Origin of the sequence: Ruminococcus sp. AM42-11, from assembly GCF_003480145.1 — a bacterium.
In the GTDB taxonomy this organism is placed as follows: Bacteria; Bacillota; Clostridia; order Lachnospirales; family Lachnospiraceae; genus Blautia_A; species Blautia_A faecis.
The window spans coordinates 15992-33964 of sequence record NZ_QUIO01000044.1 but is presented as its reverse complement, the minus strand read 5'-3'; the positions used below and the strand labels follow the sequence as shown (position 1 = coordinate 33964).

15 protein-coding genes and 5 tRNA genes are annotated in these 17973 nt (G+C 33.8%); all 20 read left to right on the top strand.

All coding sequences use genetic code 11. The annotated features are described in order from the left end of the window. Positions 1 to 1267: 1267 nt before the first annotated feature. The 20 genes from DW904_RS19010 to DW904_RS18925 all read left to right on the top strand — a co-directional run bounded on the left by DW904_RS19010 (position 1268) and on the right by DW904_RS18925 (position 17948). Positions 1268 to 2017 carry a PhoH family protein gene (locus tag DW904_RS19010; RefSeq protein ID WP_118583635.1) on the top strand — a complete coding sequence of 250 codons (750 nt, stop codon included), beginning with the start codon at positions 1268 to 1270 and terminating at the stop codon, positions 2015 to 2017. A 6-nt stretch (positions 2018 to 2023) separates the two neighbouring features. Then, a complete protein-coding gene (locus tag DW904_RS23090; protein WP_202187779.1) occupies positions 2024 to 2197 on the top strand; it encodes a hypothetical protein in 174 nt (57 codons plus the stop codon). Between the two features lie 31 nt (positions 2198 to 2228). Continuing rightward, on the top strand, positions 2229 to 3245 hold the full coding sequence (locus tag DW904_RS24265) for a hypothetical protein (RefSeq protein WP_243110496.1): 1017 nt from the start codon (positions 2229 to 2231) through the stop codon (positions 3243 to 3245). Between the two features lie 58 nt (positions 3246 to 3303). Further along, entirely contained in the window at positions 3304 to 3957 is a 654-nt protein-coding gene (locus tag DW904_RS19000; protein ID WP_202187778.1) for an ATP-dependent Clp protease proteolytic subunit, read from the top strand. 31 nt (positions 3958 to 3988) lie between these two features. Further along, a complete protein-coding gene (locus tag DW904_RS18995) occupies positions 3989 to 4225 on the top strand; it encodes a hypothetical protein (RefSeq protein ID WP_118583631.1) in 237 nt (78 codons plus the stop codon). An 8-nt stretch (positions 4226 to 4233) separates the two neighbouring features. Then, positions 4234 to 5607 carry a hypothetical protein gene (locus tag DW904_RS18990; RefSeq protein ID WP_118583629.1) on the top strand — a complete coding sequence of 458 codons (1374 nt, stop codon included), beginning with the start codon at positions 4234 to 4236 and terminating at the stop codon, positions 5605 to 5607. Between the two features lie 117 nt (positions 5608 to 5724). Further along, positions 5725 to 5997 (top strand): HU family DNA-binding protein, encoded by a 273-nt coding sequence (locus DW904_RS18985; protein ID WP_118583628.1) that lies wholly within the window; start codon positions 5725 to 5727, stop codon positions 5995 to 5997. 204 nt (positions 5998 to 6201) lie between these two features. Next, positions 6202 to 7215: a site-specific integrase gene (locus tag DW904_RS18980; protein ID WP_118583626.1), complete on the top strand. Its 1014-nt coding sequence runs from the start codon at positions 6202 to 6204 to the stop codon at positions 7213 to 7215. A gap of 384 nt (positions 7216 to 7599) precedes the next feature. Then, complete coding sequence (locus DW904_RS23085) at positions 7600 to 7749, top strand: hypothetical protein (protein ID WP_202187777.1); 150 nt, start codon at positions 7600 to 7602, stop codon at positions 7747 to 7749. 418 nt (positions 7750 to 8167) lie between these two features. After that, positions 8168 to 8241 (top strand) — tRNA-Leu (locus tag DW904_RS18975). Between the two features lie 4 nt (positions 8242 to 8245). After that, positions 8246 to 8327, top strand: a tRNA-Tyr gene (locus DW904_RS18970). 156 nt (positions 8328 to 8483) lie between these two features. Further along, positions 8484 to 8568 (top strand) — tRNA-Ser (locus DW904_RS18965). An 80-nt stretch (positions 8569 to 8648) separates the two neighbouring features. Then, positions 8649 to 8741, top strand: a tRNA-Ser gene (locus DW904_RS18960). Positions 8742 to 8838: 97 nt separating this feature from the next. Next, positions 8839 to 8912, top strand: a tRNA-Pro gene (locus DW904_RS18955). A gap of 463 nt (positions 8913 to 9375) precedes the next feature. Next, complete coding sequence (locus tag DW904_RS18950; protein WP_118583624.1) at positions 9376 to 10524, top strand: hypothetical protein; 1149 nt, start codon at positions 9376 to 9378, stop codon at positions 10522 to 10524. A 29-nt stretch (positions 10525 to 10553) separates the two neighbouring features. Further along, positions 10554 to 11909: a hypothetical protein gene (locus DW904_RS18945; protein ID WP_118583622.1), complete on the top strand. Its 1356-nt coding sequence runs from the start codon at positions 10554 to 10556 to the stop codon at positions 11907 to 11909. Then, entirely contained in the window at positions 11854 to 13974 is a 2121-nt protein-coding gene (locus tag DW904_RS23080; RefSeq protein WP_202187776.1) for a terminase, read from the top strand. The genes DW904_RS18945 and DW904_RS23080 overlap by 56 nt, the downstream gene beginning before the upstream one ends. Before the next feature lie 113 nt (positions 13975 to 14087). Continuing rightward, positions 14088 to 15851, top strand: coding sequence for a hypothetical protein (locus DW904_RS18935; protein WP_118583620.1), 1764 nt, complete (start codon positions 14088 to 14090; stop codon positions 15849 to 15851). 6 nt (positions 15852 to 15857) lie between these two features. Then, positions 15858 to 16043, top strand: coding sequence for a hypothetical protein (locus DW904_RS18930; protein ID WP_118583618.1), 186 nt, complete (start codon positions 15858 to 15860; stop codon positions 16041 to 16043). A 57-nt stretch (positions 16044 to 16100) separates the two neighbouring features. Further along, positions 16101 to 17948, top strand: coding sequence for a hypothetical protein (locus tag DW904_RS18925; protein ID WP_118583616.1), 1848 nt, complete (start codon positions 16101 to 16103; stop codon positions 17946 to 17948). Positions 17949 to 17973 lie beyond the last annotated feature (25 nt).

The following is a 17973-nucleotide window of genomic DNA, read 5'->3' as shown; positions in this document are numbered from 1 at the left end:
TATAAATCGATTAATAGAATTATCTTTTGGAATTAGTAAAGAAGTTGGAAATAGTTTTAAAACGAGACTATTCACCAGAGAAATATTCAAGAAAAATATTAAAACTTACTTTATAAAATGAACAAAGAAAAATTTACTGTTAAATTTTAATTGAAGGTAATTAAAATTCATTTAATTACTGCATTCGGCACTTTTTGACACGCCGAGTTCCTATATAAAACAAGGGTTTCCGGCATATCGAACAATTTCCCTACTATGGAGAGTAAAAGAAAGCGCAGAGTTGTGCAAGTAAACTCCCACGCTGTTGCCGAGTGCGTGTAATAAATATGGGTTCGCGAATTAAAATGTACAAACAGCTCACAGGGGTGAGGTGAGTGTCTGGGTGACCATTCACAAATTGCGACTGCGGCTGGACTAGGCTATGTAACTGGTCCAGTTGTAGTTTGAATTGATACAAAGCTGGCGGTAGGTCGGAATCTAACTGAGCCTCATGAGCTTGGTGAACTGAGTTCAACTCTCAGGCGTAGCATTATTATCCTCTCTTACGAGGAAATTTAGAACGAAAGGTGTGTATTGTTATTAAAACAATTACAAAAGAGGGTATCCAGTCCCTTATTGATAAAAAAATCTTAAAGCCATACTCAGGAGGGTATATGAATTCCAGAGGGTACCATGTGGGGTATTATAAAACCTGTGGAAATAAGAGGTACATTGAAGATTGGTACGCTGATAAGGCGGAAAAATTAAAATAATAAAGAAAATACAACTGAATACATCGCACAAGGCGAAATACTTAAAGGAAAGGTGGTTATTTACCATCGAAGCAAAAGTAAAATTTTATGATACAAATGCTGTTTTAGCATTACAGGAAAATGTATTAGACAGTTATTTTTACATTAGCTCTACTACCCTTCAAGAATTAGAGCATATTAAAGTATCAAGAAATAAAGATGAAGAAACAAAATATAAATCACGTAAAATATTACATATCTTAGATGAAAATACTGACAAGTATAAAGTTGTTATAACAGATAATTCTATCCTATCTATTATTGAATCAAAAGGTCTTGAAAATTCCCCAGATAATCAGATTTGCGCATGTGCTTTTACAATTGAAAATGTTGTTTTTGTTACCAATGATCTTGCATGTAAAACGATTGCTAAATGGATTTTTGGATTAAATGTTGAAAGTGCTATTGAAAATACAGATAAAATTTATAAAGGTTATCAGATCATAAACGGTAATACAGGAACCATTAATAAAATTATGGAAGACATGGATTTATCCAAGTGGTCCATTAATGAGTATTTAATTATTGAAAACACTGATGATGGAACCTCAAAAGAGATGCGTTTTGATGGTGAAAATTTTGTTGCTCTTAAACTTCCATCTTCCAAGTATATTAAGGCTAAAAATTCTCTTCAGCGTTGCGCTTTGGACATTTTAAACAATCCAGACATTACAATTGCTGCAATTCTAGGAGGTTACGGATCTGGCAAAACTTATCTTTCCATGCAAATGGCACTATACAATGTTCGAGAAAAAGGTCGTGCAAGTAAAATTCTTGGAGTTAGAGAAACAATGGGTGAAGGTAAAGAAATTGGATTTCTCCCAGGTGAAATGGAGGATAAAGTTGGAAGATTTTTTGAACCATTAACTCAGTCTCTTAATGGTGGCGAGTTTGAATTGCAAAGTCTTAAAACTTCTGGAGTTCTTGACACTAATATTCCATTTTATATGAAGGGGACAACTTATAACGAAACAATTATTGTCTGTGACGAGGCTGAAGATTTAACAGAAAGTCAGATTCGTCTTATTGGAACACGTCTTGGTGAAAATAGCAAAATTTATCTTGCAGGTGATTATAAACAATCACTTCTTACTAAAACCACAAATAACCCACTTATAAAAATGTGTAATGAATTTAAAGGAAATAGAAAATTTGGCTGCATTTATCTTGGTGAAGATGTTCGATCTGAGACAAGTAAGATGTTCGCTGATTTATTTGAAAAGTAGGTAGAAATGAATTCAAAAAAATATAAATCAATTTTTACTCCTGGTGTCGCAAGACATCTTTTAAAAATGGGTAATCCAATAATTGATATAAAAAAAGATAAAAAAAATAGTGAAAAAACGATTTTTATATTTGAAGAAACAGAAAAGTTATTAACAGACTTATCTTCTCTTTCGATATAAAAATAAAAAGTTCAAGAAAGGTCGTAAAGAAATGAAACCAAAAATGAGAAAAGATCTAACCGGTCAACGCTTTGGAAAACTAATTGCTATTGATGTGGATGAAGAACGAACAGTTAATGGTAAAGTATATTGGAATTGTTTATGTGACTGTGGATGTACTACAAGTGTACAATCAACGTCTCTTACTAGAAAAAATGGGACGAAATCATGCGGATGCGCGCGAAATTCAAAAGAAGCAATAGAGAAATCAAGAATAACAAGTAAAAGTTATCCTAAAGATATTACAGGTTTTAAATTTGGTCGTTTAACTGTTATTAAAAAGACAAATACAAAAAGCGTAAGAAAGTCTGATAGTGGAGCATATTTATGGGAATGTAAATGCGAATGTGGAAACATTTGTTACTATTCTAGGTATTCTTTAATAACTCCTAACGGAATTAAATCATGTGGTTGCTTATACCAAGATACTAGATATGAAACAGGTAAAAAATATTGTGAATATGATTTAGATTCTTATGAATTTGGAATTGGTTATTGTAGCAATGGAACACATTTTTTCTTTGATAAGGAAGACTATGAAAAAATCAAGGAATATTGTTGGTGGTATGATGGGCGTTATGTTTGTGCACATACATTAAGTAATGATGAATATACAACTAAAATTATTCGATTACATCGTTTGGTGCTTGATATTGAAGACAGAGAAAATATTGATGTGGATCATAAAAATTTGGTTAGATATGATTGTAGAAAAATTAATCTTAGAAGAGCTACGACTTCTGAAAATAGCAGAAATAAAGACTATTCTTATATGTCCAGTACAGGTATTATTGGTGTGCGAAAAAATAATAATAAATATTGTGCGTCAATTAAGGTAGATAATAAGAATATAAATCTTGGTTCATTTGACACAATTGAAGAAGCGGCAGAAGTAAGAACTGAAGCAGAAATCAAATATTTTGGTGAATTTCGTTATGACTTATCTGATAAAGATATTATCGATGAAAAAAATATGGAACAATATACTGAATATAAACAGTGTATTTAATACTCTAAATTTTTGAGATTATAAAAATAAAAGACTAAAAGGAAAGCAGGTAATGCTTATGAATGAAAAAAAGGATAAAAAGAAATTGGAAATGGCATATTTAGATATTGCTATTCCACAAAATGCCGAAAATTTACAGTTACCAGATCCATCACTTTTACAGTTTTATAAAAACTATGAAAATAGAATTATTTGGATTGATGATGAAATTACTTCAATGACGCTTGAATATGCAAAAATGATTATGCAGTGGAATTTTGAAGATAAGAAAAATAATATCCCTGTTGATCAGCGTACTCCTATTAAAGTGATTTTCTTCAGTCCAGGTGGTGAATTAGAAGTAAACAACTGTCTTGTAGACACGATTCAGCTTAGTACGACAAAAGTTATTGGAATTAATGTTGGCGTCGCTGCATCAAGTGGATGTTTTATTTATCTCTCTTGTCACGAAAGATACACATTCCCAACAGCAGAATTCCTTGTTCACAAAGGTGGTGGATCATTTGCAGGCAATTATAATGAAGTAGTTGCTGCAATTATGAATTATCAGCGTCAGATTGAGGAATTAGGTAATTTTGTATTATCACGAACAAAAATTCCAGAAGATGTATTTTATGAAAATTTTGATAACGATTGGTACTTATCTGCAAGTGAAGCTATTAAATATGGTGTCGCAGAGAAAGTAATTAAAAGTTTGGATGAAATTATTTAAAAAAATTTTATGATTAAAAGGAGAAAATAAAATGAGGTCTTGTTTAAGCTTCAAACGTAATACAACCGATAAATTATCTATTAAAGGAACACTTTCTGATGATTGCTCCACAATTACATATACAGATGAAAATGGTGACGAAAAAGAAATATTTGTTGTAGATCTTCTTAACGCTATGAAAAATCAGTATATCGAGATGACTGCTCAGATTAAAACTGAGGAAGAGTTAGATGTAATTCCTGCAGAGGATGCAGATAACGCAGAGTAGGTGATCCTATGGATTTCGAAAAAAGAATAAGTGATTATGGAATGACACCTGAACAGTATGAGGCTTCGTTTGCCGAAATAACTGCAAAAGTACAGGGAAACTCAGATAAAGATTGGACTGAAATTATTGATCAATACTCTATTCCACTTTCTCGCAATACTCTTAGGAACGCTTGCAGCAATGTATATGGCAGCGTATTCGTAAAAGAATATTTTGATGAAAAAAGAAGAAAAGAAATGGAAGTAAATAGTGAACCAACTACAGACGAACCGGCTCCTCTCTCGCTTCCAAGATATAAAGAACAGACAGATGTAAATAAGGATGGCTCTTTTACAAGTGATCGACTTATTGAGATTAATGAGGAAAACTTGAAAAATCCTGAATTTTTACTTAACGCACATGGTTATGATCCACTTGAATGGGAACTTGTCTCTGCAAGAAACTCTATTTGGAATCAGGGTGGAAAATCTGGTGTTAAAAATCTGTATGCAAGCAAAATCAATGTAAAACCTAGAACTGAAATTTCTCAGATTGAAATTGAAGAGTTTTACGAAGATTTAGTTAGAAATTATAATCCGAAAAATAGAGATTATTTTACAAAGCCAAAAGTTGATGATGGAGTTTTATATGAAATCCCAATTATGGATTTGCATTATGGTAAGTTCGCATCAGGAAGCCTTACAAACGGAGCATATGATTATATTATAGCTGAAAAATGCTTTAATACGATTATAACCGAGGCTATTGAGGATATTAAATCAAGAAAAGTCGCAAAAATTCTTATGCCAATCGGCAACGACCTTCTCCATTTTGATAATGTACAAGGAACAACAACTCGTGGTACAGCACAGGACACAAATATGAGACATCAGGAGATGTTTAAAGGATGCGTTGAAATGCTTATTGATGGCATTACTGCATTATCTAAATTTGCTCCTGTTGAACTTATGTATGTCCCAGGAAACCATGATTTTTTAAGCTCTTGGCACGTAGTTATGACATTATGGGCTTATTTTCATGAAGATCCAAATGTACTTGTTGATGTAGACATGCATCCAAGAAAATATTTTGAATGGGGCAATTCTCTTATTATGTATGCTCATGGAGATAAAGAAGGTAAACGTGTAGACAAAGTAATGCAGGTTGAAGCCAGAGAAGCATTTGGAAGAACAAAATACCATGAAGCACATCTCGCACACCTTCATTCGGAACAGGCAATTAAAGAACTTGGTGGTTTAATCATTCGTAATCTCCCATCTGTTACAGGCGAGGATAACTGGAGTCACGAATCCGGATTTGTTGGTGCTGTAAGAAAATGCATTTGTTTCATTTGGGACAAAGAAAAAGGTCTCAAAGGAACTACCAATATTGTTATTGACTGATGAAAATCAGTTCGAATATAGACAACTGAATAACATGCCGAGCGTGGCGGACCCACGTATAAATAAAAACAATAAAATTATAAAAATTTTTAGAAGAAAAAAAGGAGTAACAAAATTATGACAAAGACTGAACTTATTAAAGCAACAGCAGCTAAAGCAGAGAAGACAATTAAGGAGACAGGTGAGATCGTAACAGCACTTCAGGAAGTTATCATGGAGACACTGAAAGCTGGTGAGGATGTTAGAGTACCTGGATTTGGAAGCCTTGAGGTTAAGGATGTAGCTGGAAGAAAAGGCCGCAATCCGCTCACTGGGGAAGACCTGATGATTAAACCTCATAAAACTGTTAGGGCAAAACTGGCAAAAGCTGTAAAGGATGCTGCTAGATAAATAGAATTTTTCATTTTTTGATAAACCACAGGGCTGTAATGGTCCTGTGGATACTATAAAATCGTTATTTTATGTGTGGTGATTTGCCGTGAGGCAATTACTTTTTTCGCCATTATTATAAAACTCTCTGAAGAGGTGATAGTTGATGCTGTCATCTCACATAAGATAACGATTAATTATTTTTAGTAAAGGAAGTGATTAAGGATGGCTAAAAGAGGCCGTGTTTATAATAAATTTTATACTGATGAGTTATGGGAACAGGTTAATAAAGAAAATAAGCGTATTCTTGAAGACTTCCTGTCTGAGTATAAACAACGAAAAAAAAGCAAAGGAACTATTAATGGCTATAGAAGTGATTTAAAGATTATTCTTATTTATATTCTCAAGGAATTAGATAACAGATGTATTCTTGAATTGAACAAAAAGGATTTTCGTAATTTGAGTTTATACTTTTCAGATGATTGTCAGATGTCTGCAGCAAGAGTAAATAGACTTAAAAGTGCTGTAAATAGTATGCTTACATTTTGCGAAGAAGATGATGATTACGATTACGAAATTAACTATGCGAAGAAAGTAGCCGGTCTTCCGAAAGAACGTGTACGAGATAATGAAGATGATTTCTTCTTTACATTTGATGAATTTATTAAGGTTAGAGATATTCTTGTAGAAAAAGAAAAATGGCAATTGGCTGTTTTATGGTCTATTGGATTTGATTCTGCAGGAAGAAAAAATGAATTATTTCAGATTCAAAAGCATGGATTATTAAATGGTAATAAGACAAATGTTGTTGTTGGAAAACGTGGAAAAAAATTTCCATTAGTTTATCTGGATGACACAAAAGAAATCATTCGAAAATATTTGGAATGGCGTGGTGATGATGATATTGATTCACTTTGGATTAAAGGTCAAGGTAATCATAAAGAAGCAGTCAATGATCCGAATATTTTATATGATAGAATCGTTTCAATTTCTAAGATTCTTTCCGAAGTTCGTGGAGAAGAATGTAATATATTTCCACATAGTATGCGACATGCTAGATTAGAATGTTTGGCTCAAGGTACTGATACTAGATTAGTGGATGAAAATGGAAATATTAGAAAGTACTCTCTTGAGCAAATTCAAATATTTGCGCATCACAGTGACGTGAGTACAACCCAGGGGTACTTAAAGGATCATTCGGAAGATACTATTAATGAAATGTTTGGAATAACCGAATAGGTTATTTAGAAGTACATAATAGAGGTTACGAAGCCTACAAAAACATATCAGAGATAACAAGCCATCTACTTCCTAGTTATATAGTTACGAACTTTTATCAGAGAGTTCAATCGCTACATTTTCAGAGTGCCGCGAGGGGTCTGTGTTTACGCACAGAGTGGCAGCCTACGCCAGTGCGCACAAACATGCTCAGTTCTGCCGAACCTTACACGAGTGTATGCATGAACGTAGACACAATAAATTGGACTAGGATAACTCATATGAATCACCTTGCCTTTCTATTATCTCTGAAGCGGAAGGTAGATGACCTGTTAAATCAATATATTACGCTATTTAGAGAATAAATTCAATATAGAATCAAGAAGTACATATTGGAGGTAAGCAATGTTCAACGGACAACAAAGCCCTATTATGGTTATAACAGGCAAAAAAGCAAAAAAAATTTATGAAAGATCACAGACTCCTATTGGTGATCATACGAAAGAAATTCGAGAGGCTAGAGAACGATTGAGAAAAGCCGGAATGTTTAAATAACTTCTCTTCTATTATATTGCCCAGAATAGAAATATTCTGTTACGCAGATAAGGAGCGTCTGCCATCGGAGAATGACATAGTTGACAAGTGCCTCAAAGTTATTCGCGCGTAGCCGATGTAGAATAATCCGTGATTCATCATACAGCGTTTAGGCTGAAACCTTCCGACTGAGCGGAAGCAAATAATACTCTTCCTGATTTAGTCAGGATAGCTGGCGGACAGCGAAATAACTACGCAATTACATAAATGCGCTTCGCGATGTGCGCAAAAGAAACATTGCAATCTGGCAGGTATAGCTTAATGGTAAAGCGTCATATTTAAATTATGGTAAATATACAAATGAAGATTCCTGGTTCAAATCCAGGTACACTGCCCTAACGGTTCTACTCCGTTGATTGGTTAATCAGAATGTGGTTTTGCTCATATAGTCCAATTGGCAGAGACAACAGATTTAAGCTCTGTGAAGTGTGAGTTCGAATCTCTCTATGAGCATTTTGGATGGATAGCGAAGTGGTCAAACGCTCCTGACTGTAAATCAGGCGGCTCTGCCTTCGAAGGTTCGAATCCTTCTCCATCCATTAATAGCTGTGTGCTGTCTTAGTATTTATACTATAGCTGATTTTGCAGCTAAAGAGTGAGAATAGTGTTACTCACTAGAATTTGCTTTTTACAAATCGAAGCAAATACAAAACGGTGAAACCTCCACAGGACAAGAGGAAATGCTTGTCAATTCTGTAGGCGTGGCAGAGAGGCTTATTGCGCTTGGCTTGAAACCAAGAGGCTGTAACAGGTCCGAGGGTTCAAATCCTTCCGCCTACGTTTTTATCCTAATAAAGTCCTTATAAAAAAGGCATGGAGGTATATATAAAATGGTGAACACAGTATAAAATCTAAATTTTGTGTGGATGGCAGAGTTTGGCTAATTGCACTCGATTACTAATCGAGAGACCGTCAGAAATGGCGGTCCGTAAGTTCGAATCTTACTCCACACGTTTATAGGACTACCGTCCTATTCTATTAATCTTCTCTTTTCTTTGTATTTTTCATTTTCATGATTATTTCTCCAAGCTGGGCTTCGGTCCAGCATCTTGGGATGTAGCTCAGTTTGGTAGAGCGCCTGATTTGGGTTCAGGAAGTCTAGGGTTCAAGTCCCTACATTCCAACTTTCCTATATACGACATAGTATTCCACCGGAGGCATGGTGTAGATTTTGCATACCGGTGACAGGAAAAAATAATGAACATTTTTACTGGGGCGTTGTGTACAGTAAACCAGATTTGAGCTTGTGTGGCAAGTGGATTGAAGCTATCTGGATTGATCCAAATCTGAAAACAATTTTGAACCATGGATAACATAATTGTAAGTAGGTAACAAGAGAAATAGATGGTCGTACTATCCGTTTGCATTTAAAGAATTTTGTCTACTTGGTCTAAATGGTTATGACGGACGGACATTTTGTTGTGCCATCAGATACAGGTTCAAAGCCTGTAGTAGATATTGTTTTCTCCAATGTTATGCATGATTGGGTAGGTTCCAATCGCATTGTAGAAGTAATTTTGAGTGTAGCGAAATGCTGCACTCTTCTTATTAAATTAGATAATTATTTTGATTGGAGAAGTTGGTTATATGAAATTTATTGATTTGACAGGTCAACGTTTTGGAAAATTAGTTGCAAAAGAAATTGACCATAAACAAAAAGATAGAATTTATTGGAAATGTATTTGTGACTGTGGTAACGATTGTATTGCAGATGGTGCAAAATTGCGTAATGGTAAAAAGACTCATTGTGGATGTGTAAAACATACACCGCCAAATTTTAAGGATCTTACAGGACAGCGTTTTGGTACACTAATTGTTATAAAAAGGGTTGATGATTTAGTACATCCAAATAGGAAAAAAGTAAAATGGCTATGTCGGTGTGATTGTGGAAATGAAACTATAGTAGAATCTTCTAATTTAACATCAGGGCATACTAAAGGATGTGGATGTAAAAGAAATCAAAATACATCTGAGAGGTGTTTAATTGATTTAACAGGTATGCAGTTTGGACAATTAACAGTTCTTGGTAGAGCTGAAAATTACATATCACCAAATGGATTTCAAAACACACAATGGAATTGCAAGTGTAGCTGTGGGAATGTAAAAATTATTTCACAAAGTAATTTAAGAAATGGTCAAGCAAAATCATGCGGTTGTTTACGATCCAGAATATCATCAGAAAGAAGTTTTGAAAATTTAACAGGACAAAAGTTTGGAATGTTAACAGTGGTTAAGCGTTCTGATAATTTAATTCATCCGAATGGATCATTTTCTGTTCAATGGGAATGTCTATGTGAATGTGGGAATCATGTTGTTGTTAGTTCTGGAAATTTAAAAAATGGACACACAATAAGTTGTGGTTGCATTGCTTCAAAAAATGAAAAAATTATAGGAAATATTTTAGAAAAAGAAAATTGCAAATATAATAAACAAGTTTCTTTTAAAGATTGTATTGATGTAGCTCCATTACGTTTTGACTTTGGAATTTATGATAACGAAAAATTACTAGGTTTAATAGAATATGATGGAGAACAGCATTATATGCCAATTAGGTTTGGTCCATACTCAAAAAAAACAAGTATATTAAATTTTGAAAATACTAAACGTAGAGATAAAATAAAAGACGAATATTGTAAAAGCAATAATATTAAATTGCTTAGAATCCCATATTGGGAAAAATGTAATATAGAGACTATAGTAATTAATTATATTAACGAATTAAAAGGGGCGGCGTAAACCGTCTCTTATTTTATGATAAAAAGGAGGTGGCTGTTACGGCTACTGAAAAGAAAATAATAGCACCAGCAAAACTAACAGCTGCCCAGGCAAGATTAAAGCTTAAAGAGTCTCAAGCAGAAATAGATAAGTTAAATGCAGAAATCAATGAGCTTAGAAATAATTATGCAACTTGTTATATTTGTGGAAAATTAAAACCAAAATATAAATTTTACACAAGTACAGATCCACTTAATAAACTTGGTGTTACTTCAATCTGTAAGGATTGTGCAAAAGAATTAGCTGTGTTAAGTGATAAAACAGGAGAAAAATATTGTACTGAGGAAAGTATGAAATTTGCACTCTCCTATCTTAATAAACCGTTCTTAAAAGAAGTTTGGGATTCTAGTGTTACTGAGTCTGAAAATTTACATTCTGGTAAAACTCGTGAAACTCCATTTGATTCTTATGTGAAAAATATTGCTATGCCACAATATTACACTCTTACATATAGGGACTCAGATGAAGATAACGAGAATGTTAAAATTAAGGAAGAGCATAGTTCAAATAATGACATATTAAACAAAATGAGTCCTGAAACATTGCAAGATTTTCACAAAAATAAAAAAGATGTTATTAGACTTTTAGGATACGATCCGTTTGAATTTGAAGAAGTTACTGACCAACCATTTTTATATGCACAGTTAATTGGTCTTATAGATGCTGGTGGCGATGGAAATGATGATATGATGAGAAATGCTTCATGTATTTCTATTGTAAGAGGGTTTCTGCAACAGTCTAAACTTGATAACGCAATTTCAAAAGCCATGGTTGATATTGATAATATTGAGAAAAATTCAGCAACCATTAAATCTCTTCAGGATAGTAAAAGTAAAGTATCTTCTGTTATAACAAGTCTTGCAGCAGAGAGCTGTATTTCTCTAAGAAATAATAAAAATGCAAAGAAAGGCGAAAATACCTGGACTGGTAAGATTAAAAAAATAAAAGATCTTAATCTTCGTGAAGGTGAAGTAAATGGTTTTGATATTTGGACATGTAAAGGTATGCAACAGGTTATGGAAATGAGTGATGCTTCTATTATGAAGCAGCTTCATTTAGATGAATCAGAATGGTCTGATATTGTTGCAGAACAACGTGTTATGGTCCGAAAATCACAGGAAGATTGTAAACATTACAAAGAAATTTCTAGGATCTTACTAAGAGAAAATATTGATTTAAAAGATGTACTTAAGGAAAATGGGTTACTTGATCAAAATAATTTAGTTGATTTGGATAATTTATATGCCTATTTCTCCGCAGATGAATTAGGCGAACAGGAGGTTGACAGCGATGATGATCAATCCGAAAGCGGAGAAAACAATCAATCAGATAACCTCACAAATTGATTATAGTAAATATAAATTAAAACAAGTATCTGGAATAAAAAAGCAATATCTTAATGATATTTTTGATAATAATTATAAATATGATGTTTATGTAAAACGTGGTACATACGCTCTATCACAACGTAAAATAGAATCTCTTATATCTTTAGCAGAAATCCAAAAATATTATCAGGCTAATCCAGTAAAATTTATAGATGATTTTTTTAATATAGAATTACTAGATGCACAGGCATACATAGTTCAAAGAGCATGGATGTGCCCAAATGTGTTACTTGTATGTAGCCGTGGTTTTGGAAAAAGCACAATAACTGATATTGTAATTATGTCTAAGGATATGCTTTTTACTAATTACTGGAGTTATATAGCAAGTGGTTCTGGTTCACAGGCAGAACAGACATTTACTACTCTTGAAAAATTGGCTAATGACAATATTGAAAGTATGATGGGATCTACTGGATATATTTTTAAAAATGAAGTTGAAATAAAAAATGCTGCAGGAGACGGATTTAGTCATTCATCTGATGGATTCTCTTATTCACTTTATAATGGTTCAATGACAAAGACATTAAATAGTAATGTTGATAAGAAAAGAGGTGCCCGGAGCAATTTTTGCTGTTTTGATGAGTGCGGTTTCCTTGATGCTGATATGATGCATACATACGCTGCATTTGTTATTGTAAATAAAGGTTTTGCTACCGGTAAGGATAGAGATGGTAATTCTATTGATATTAATAGACTTCGTGCAATCCCATCTCCTGTACAAAATCAGCTGTTTTATATCAGTTCTGCATCCAGTGTTGATACAGAATTTTATAAGCTATATAGAGATTTCTCAAAACGAATGATTATGGGGGACACTGATTATTTCGTTGCACAAATTGATTGCGAAATAGTATTAAAGCCAACAAAACATGGAAAGTTAATTGCTCCACTTTATAGTAAATCTACTATAGAGGCAGCGATGAGAACAAATCCAGAAAAAGCATTGCGTGAATACTATTGCATTTTTAGTACCCAGGCAGGTAGTGATGCAATTATCAAACGTGGTGTTATTACGAGAAATGAGGAAGTAAGAAAACCACTTCTATACAATGATACAGGGAACAAACGTTTTGCCATAGGCTTTGATCCGGCTAGAAGCAGAGACAATAGTGTTATTACTGTTGGAGAAATTTACGACTTTGAACAAGTTGATGGTACTATTGACAAAAGAATGCGAATTGTAAACTGTGTAAATCTTATAGATGTCGGAAAGAAAATTAAATCACCAATGCAAACACCAGATCAAGTTAAATATTTAAAACAGCTTATTCTTGATTACAATGGTGGTGCAGATAATTATGATAATATTGTAGGTGTTTATATTGATGCTGGTTCTGGTGGAGCAGGTGTTAATATAGCGGATTATCTTATGGAAGATTGGGTAGATGATAAAGGAATTATTCATAGAGGTCTAATTGATAAAGAGTATTCAGCTGAATATGTGAAGAAATTTCCAAACGCTGTGAATAAATTACATTTAATGGCACCAGCTGCATATAAATCAGAAATGTATGAAGCAATGATTGAACTTATGAACCAGGATAAAATTAGTTTTACTGCCTCTTATGATAATAAAGATTATCTATCTATGTTTGATATAGATGAAAAACTTTTAAAGAAAGAAAAAACTAGAATTATTTCTGAATTAAAGAAGCAAAAACTTAATGAGGAAGAGTTTGAAAAACAGCTTCGAGAAGAACTTTCTAAAGTTCAATCGGTAAAGACTAAAATTGTAAAACTTGACTGGGCAGATAAGCTTGCTCTTACTAATATTGATGCATTAAAAGAAGAACTTGTTAATATGGTTCGTAAGAAACGTGAATCCGGAAAGGACTCATTTGAGCTTTCACCAGAAAAAGCTAATAAAATGCATGATGACCGTTCGTATACAGCCTGTCTAATATCTTATGCTCTTATGCAAGAACGAAGAAAAAGTATTACAGGTAAAAAGAAAAAGTCAACTTCAAACCTCGCTGACATCTTACCAATCCGTACAGCGAAGCGTCATTCTTATTTCGATTAATAACCAATCCATTCTAACCACATCAACACCCACTACTCTCCCACTTCTTACTTCTTAAAATAAATTCCAACTAATCAAAATCAAAAACAATAAATAGAAAGGAAGGTGTACCAATGGGTAGACCCAAAGGTAGTAAAAATAAGCCAAAGGTGCAGGACGGTACACCTATTTCAAATAAAACCGTTAATACAGCTGCCTCAACTTCTACTTCGAAGTCAAAGGTAGCTCCTAAAATAACTAAAACAGTCAATACAAAATCAACCATAACTAGAAATCAAACAAAGAAACTGGACAAAGTTGATAAATTACTATTAAACAAATCAGCCACTGTTCCAACTATTGATACACCAAAAGGGAAGAAAACTGTAGCTGAAATGTCAACAACACTTACGAAACATGAACGTGTGCTTGAAATGGCAAAAACCACAAAGGCTATGATAGACGCATTGCAGCTTACCGATTTGTCAAAAACTGAATCGCGTACTTTCCAGACATATTCCAGGGAAACACTTCGTACTTATATGAAATCACCAAAATCATACGAGTCTCAGTTAAGGAATTTAAGCCGGTATCTGTACAGACTTTGCTATGAGTACAGACGTATCTGTTTACACTATGCGACTATGATTTGTGGAGATGCGTTCAATATTATCCCATTGGATGATCCTACGCAGGAAATGACTCCAGAGGAACGTACTAATACTTGGTATGAGACTATGATTCGTTGGCAACGCATGGATTTTGCCAGTGAACTTGTAAAACTACTTCTTGTAGCTTGGCGTGAAGACTCTGTGTACGCATATGTTTATGATGATTCTGATCAGGAAGGTGGAACTTGTTTCTATCAGATTCTTGATGGAGATTATTGTAGAGTATCTTCTGTTGAAGCAGGTGTATTCAGATTTGCATTTGACTTTTCTTATTTCAGATCACATGAAGCATATCTTGAATATTGGGATTCTGAATTTAAGTCTAAATATGAAGCATATCAGAAAGATTCTACATTAAGATGGCAGGAACTTGAACCTGAAAGACAAGTTTGTTTTAAGGTAAATAGTGATGATCCGACTATGGATTACAGTCCACTAGCGAGTTTATTTCAGACGATTATAAATAATATTGATCTGTTAGAGATTCAGGCCGTTAAGGACGAACTTAGTGCTTATAAACTTCTTGTAGCTAGACTAAAACCATTAAGTGGTACTTCTGATCCGGACGATTTTGAGATTGATCCGGATACCGCATTAAAATATTATAACAAACTTGCAGCTAATGTTCCGCCATGTGTTAATGTTGTGCTCTCTCCTATGGAAATTGACACAATTGAATTCAAAGATCTGAATAATACAGATGATACAGATATGGTTTCCAATTCAATATCTAATATTTTCAAACATATTGGTGGTGTAATTCTTGACTCAGATAAATCTGGAACAACAATTTATGAAGCACAGATTATTGCAGATATGAAATATGGTCAAAGTACATTATTACCTCAAGTGCAGAGATATCTAAATTTATATTTTAACTATGTTGTTGGAACTGGACATGGATACTTTAAGTACATAGATGGTGTTTGTCCTTATACAAGAAAAGCAAAACGTAAAGAACTTATTGAATCTGCCCAGAATGGATTACCAAGAATGTCAGTTGGTGTCCTTGATGGAAATACACTTCTTGAGCAAATGTCTATGCTTAAGCTTGAGCGTGATTTAGGACTTGTTGATTTGATGAGCAATCCACTTAGTACAAGTTATACGCAATCTGGTGATACTTCTACTACAGATACAGACCCAATCAATGGCGGTGCCCCAAGTAAAGATTCTGATGATCTAACCGACTCTGGTAGTAAATCCAAAGAACGTGGAAATGAGTGATAAATAATGAAAGATAAAAAATTTATTTTTACATATGATAAAGAAGTTCGTGAGCAGTTGATCACTCTAGGTTATATAGAGGTTCAGACACCTGCTCATTTTTATATGTTTGTAAATAACAATAAGATGAATTTTGCTGAAAATGACATTGATATATCTAAAGTAAAATTCACAAATATTATGTGTGTTTAGTCCTCTTTTCTAAGGGCTATTATATAGAAATTTTCAGAAAGGAGGTAAATACCAAATATGCGAAACAAAACACTACTCACCATTGATGATTTAGTCAAATTTTGTGAGGAACAGAAATTTGCAAAATTCAGTTCAAATGAAACAGGATATAAACTTGCAGTAAAAGTTCCTACTACTTTTGAATCGGAAGATTCTGTTGATGAAAATCATCGTGGTATGAAAAAAGTTAAAATTAAAATTTTCCATACTGGAGTAAATCGAAATAAATCTCGTGTTTCTAAAGAAGCTGCAGAACGTGCAATGAAAACAATCCCAGACAGACCGGTACTCGCAGCTATTCATCAGCTTGACGATGGTTCCTGGGATTTCGAAGGTCACGAAATGAAAACTGTCAGAAACGAAGAAACTGGTGAAGATGAAACAGTATATATTGAATCTCAAGTTGGATCATTCTCTTCTGAACCAGCATTTTGGGAACATGATGATAAATTAGATAAAGACTTTGTATGTGCTTATGCTTATATTGCTGAAGACTACACTCGCACTACTTCTATACTTGAAGAAAAAAACGGTACTAAAAATAGTTGTGAGCTTGTCATTGAAGAATTATCTTATGATGCAAAAGAAAAAGTTCTTGATTTAGATGATTTTTATTTAAATGCTTCAACATTCTTGGGTTCTCGTGATGTTAATGGAGAAAAACAGGAAATTGCAGAAGGAATGGAAGGTTCCAGAGCAGATATTGTTGATTTTAGTGAAGCACATAATTCAGTTTTGATTGATTTACAGACTAGACTTTCTAACATTGAATCCAAGTTAGAAAAGGTTTGTTTCAATAATAATACACAAATTAATCAGAAAGGAGGAAATGATCTGGTGAAATTTGAAGAATTACTTAAGAAATATAATGTAACAGCCGAGGATATTACCTTTGATTACGAGGGATTATCTGACGAAGAGCTTGAACAGAAATTTACAGAAACATTTGATGATGACGGTGGCGCAGCTTCTGATGATGGAACCGGTGATGCAGGTACAACTGATGGTAACTCTGATCCAGAACCTACTTCTGATGAAAATGCAGACGAAGGTAATGGTGACGCTGATCCTGTAGAAGAACCAGTAAATGAAGAGGGAGCTGGCGAAACCCAGGAAGAAAATCTGGTATCCGAAGATGAGCCTGTTACAACATCTGATGGGTCTGAAGAAAATCCAGTTGAGGAAGAGGCTTGCGGAACAGATGGTAAAAAGAAGAAGAAATACTCTATTACCGTTGATGAGAAATCCGCAAACTTTGAAATTGCCCTTGATGAGAAAATTTGGGCATTATCTGATCTGGTAAATACTCAGTATGGTGAATCAGATAACTGCTGGTATTCCGTTAAAGTTTATGAGAACTATCTGATTATGTCTGATTATTGGACAGGTATTGCTTACAAGCAGACATATTCCCAGGATGGAGATAACTTCTCTCTTACCGGTGATCGTGTAGAAGTATACGCTACATATCTTACCAAAGAGGAATTGGATGAAGTTGAAGCGATGAGAAGTAATTATGCATCTCTTGTTGAATACAAAGAAAATGCAGAATTTGCAAAACTTCATACACAGAGAGAAGAAATTCTTAATGCGGAGAAATACAATGATCTGAGAGACACAGATGAGTTCAAGACTCTTGTTGAGAACATGGACCAGTACAGTCTTGTTGATCTTGAAAAAGAAGCGAAAGTTATTTTTGCTGACTTTATCACATCTAATGCAGGTACTTTTTCTGCACACACTTCTGAAACAAAATCCAAAAAGAAATTTAACGGTGGAATGACATTCGGTGTTGGTTCTGAAAAACCAGAAGCTGATAATGAGAATTCACCTTATGGAGATTATTTTAAATCTCTTAGAAAATAATTTAGAAGTAAATTATAACAACTGA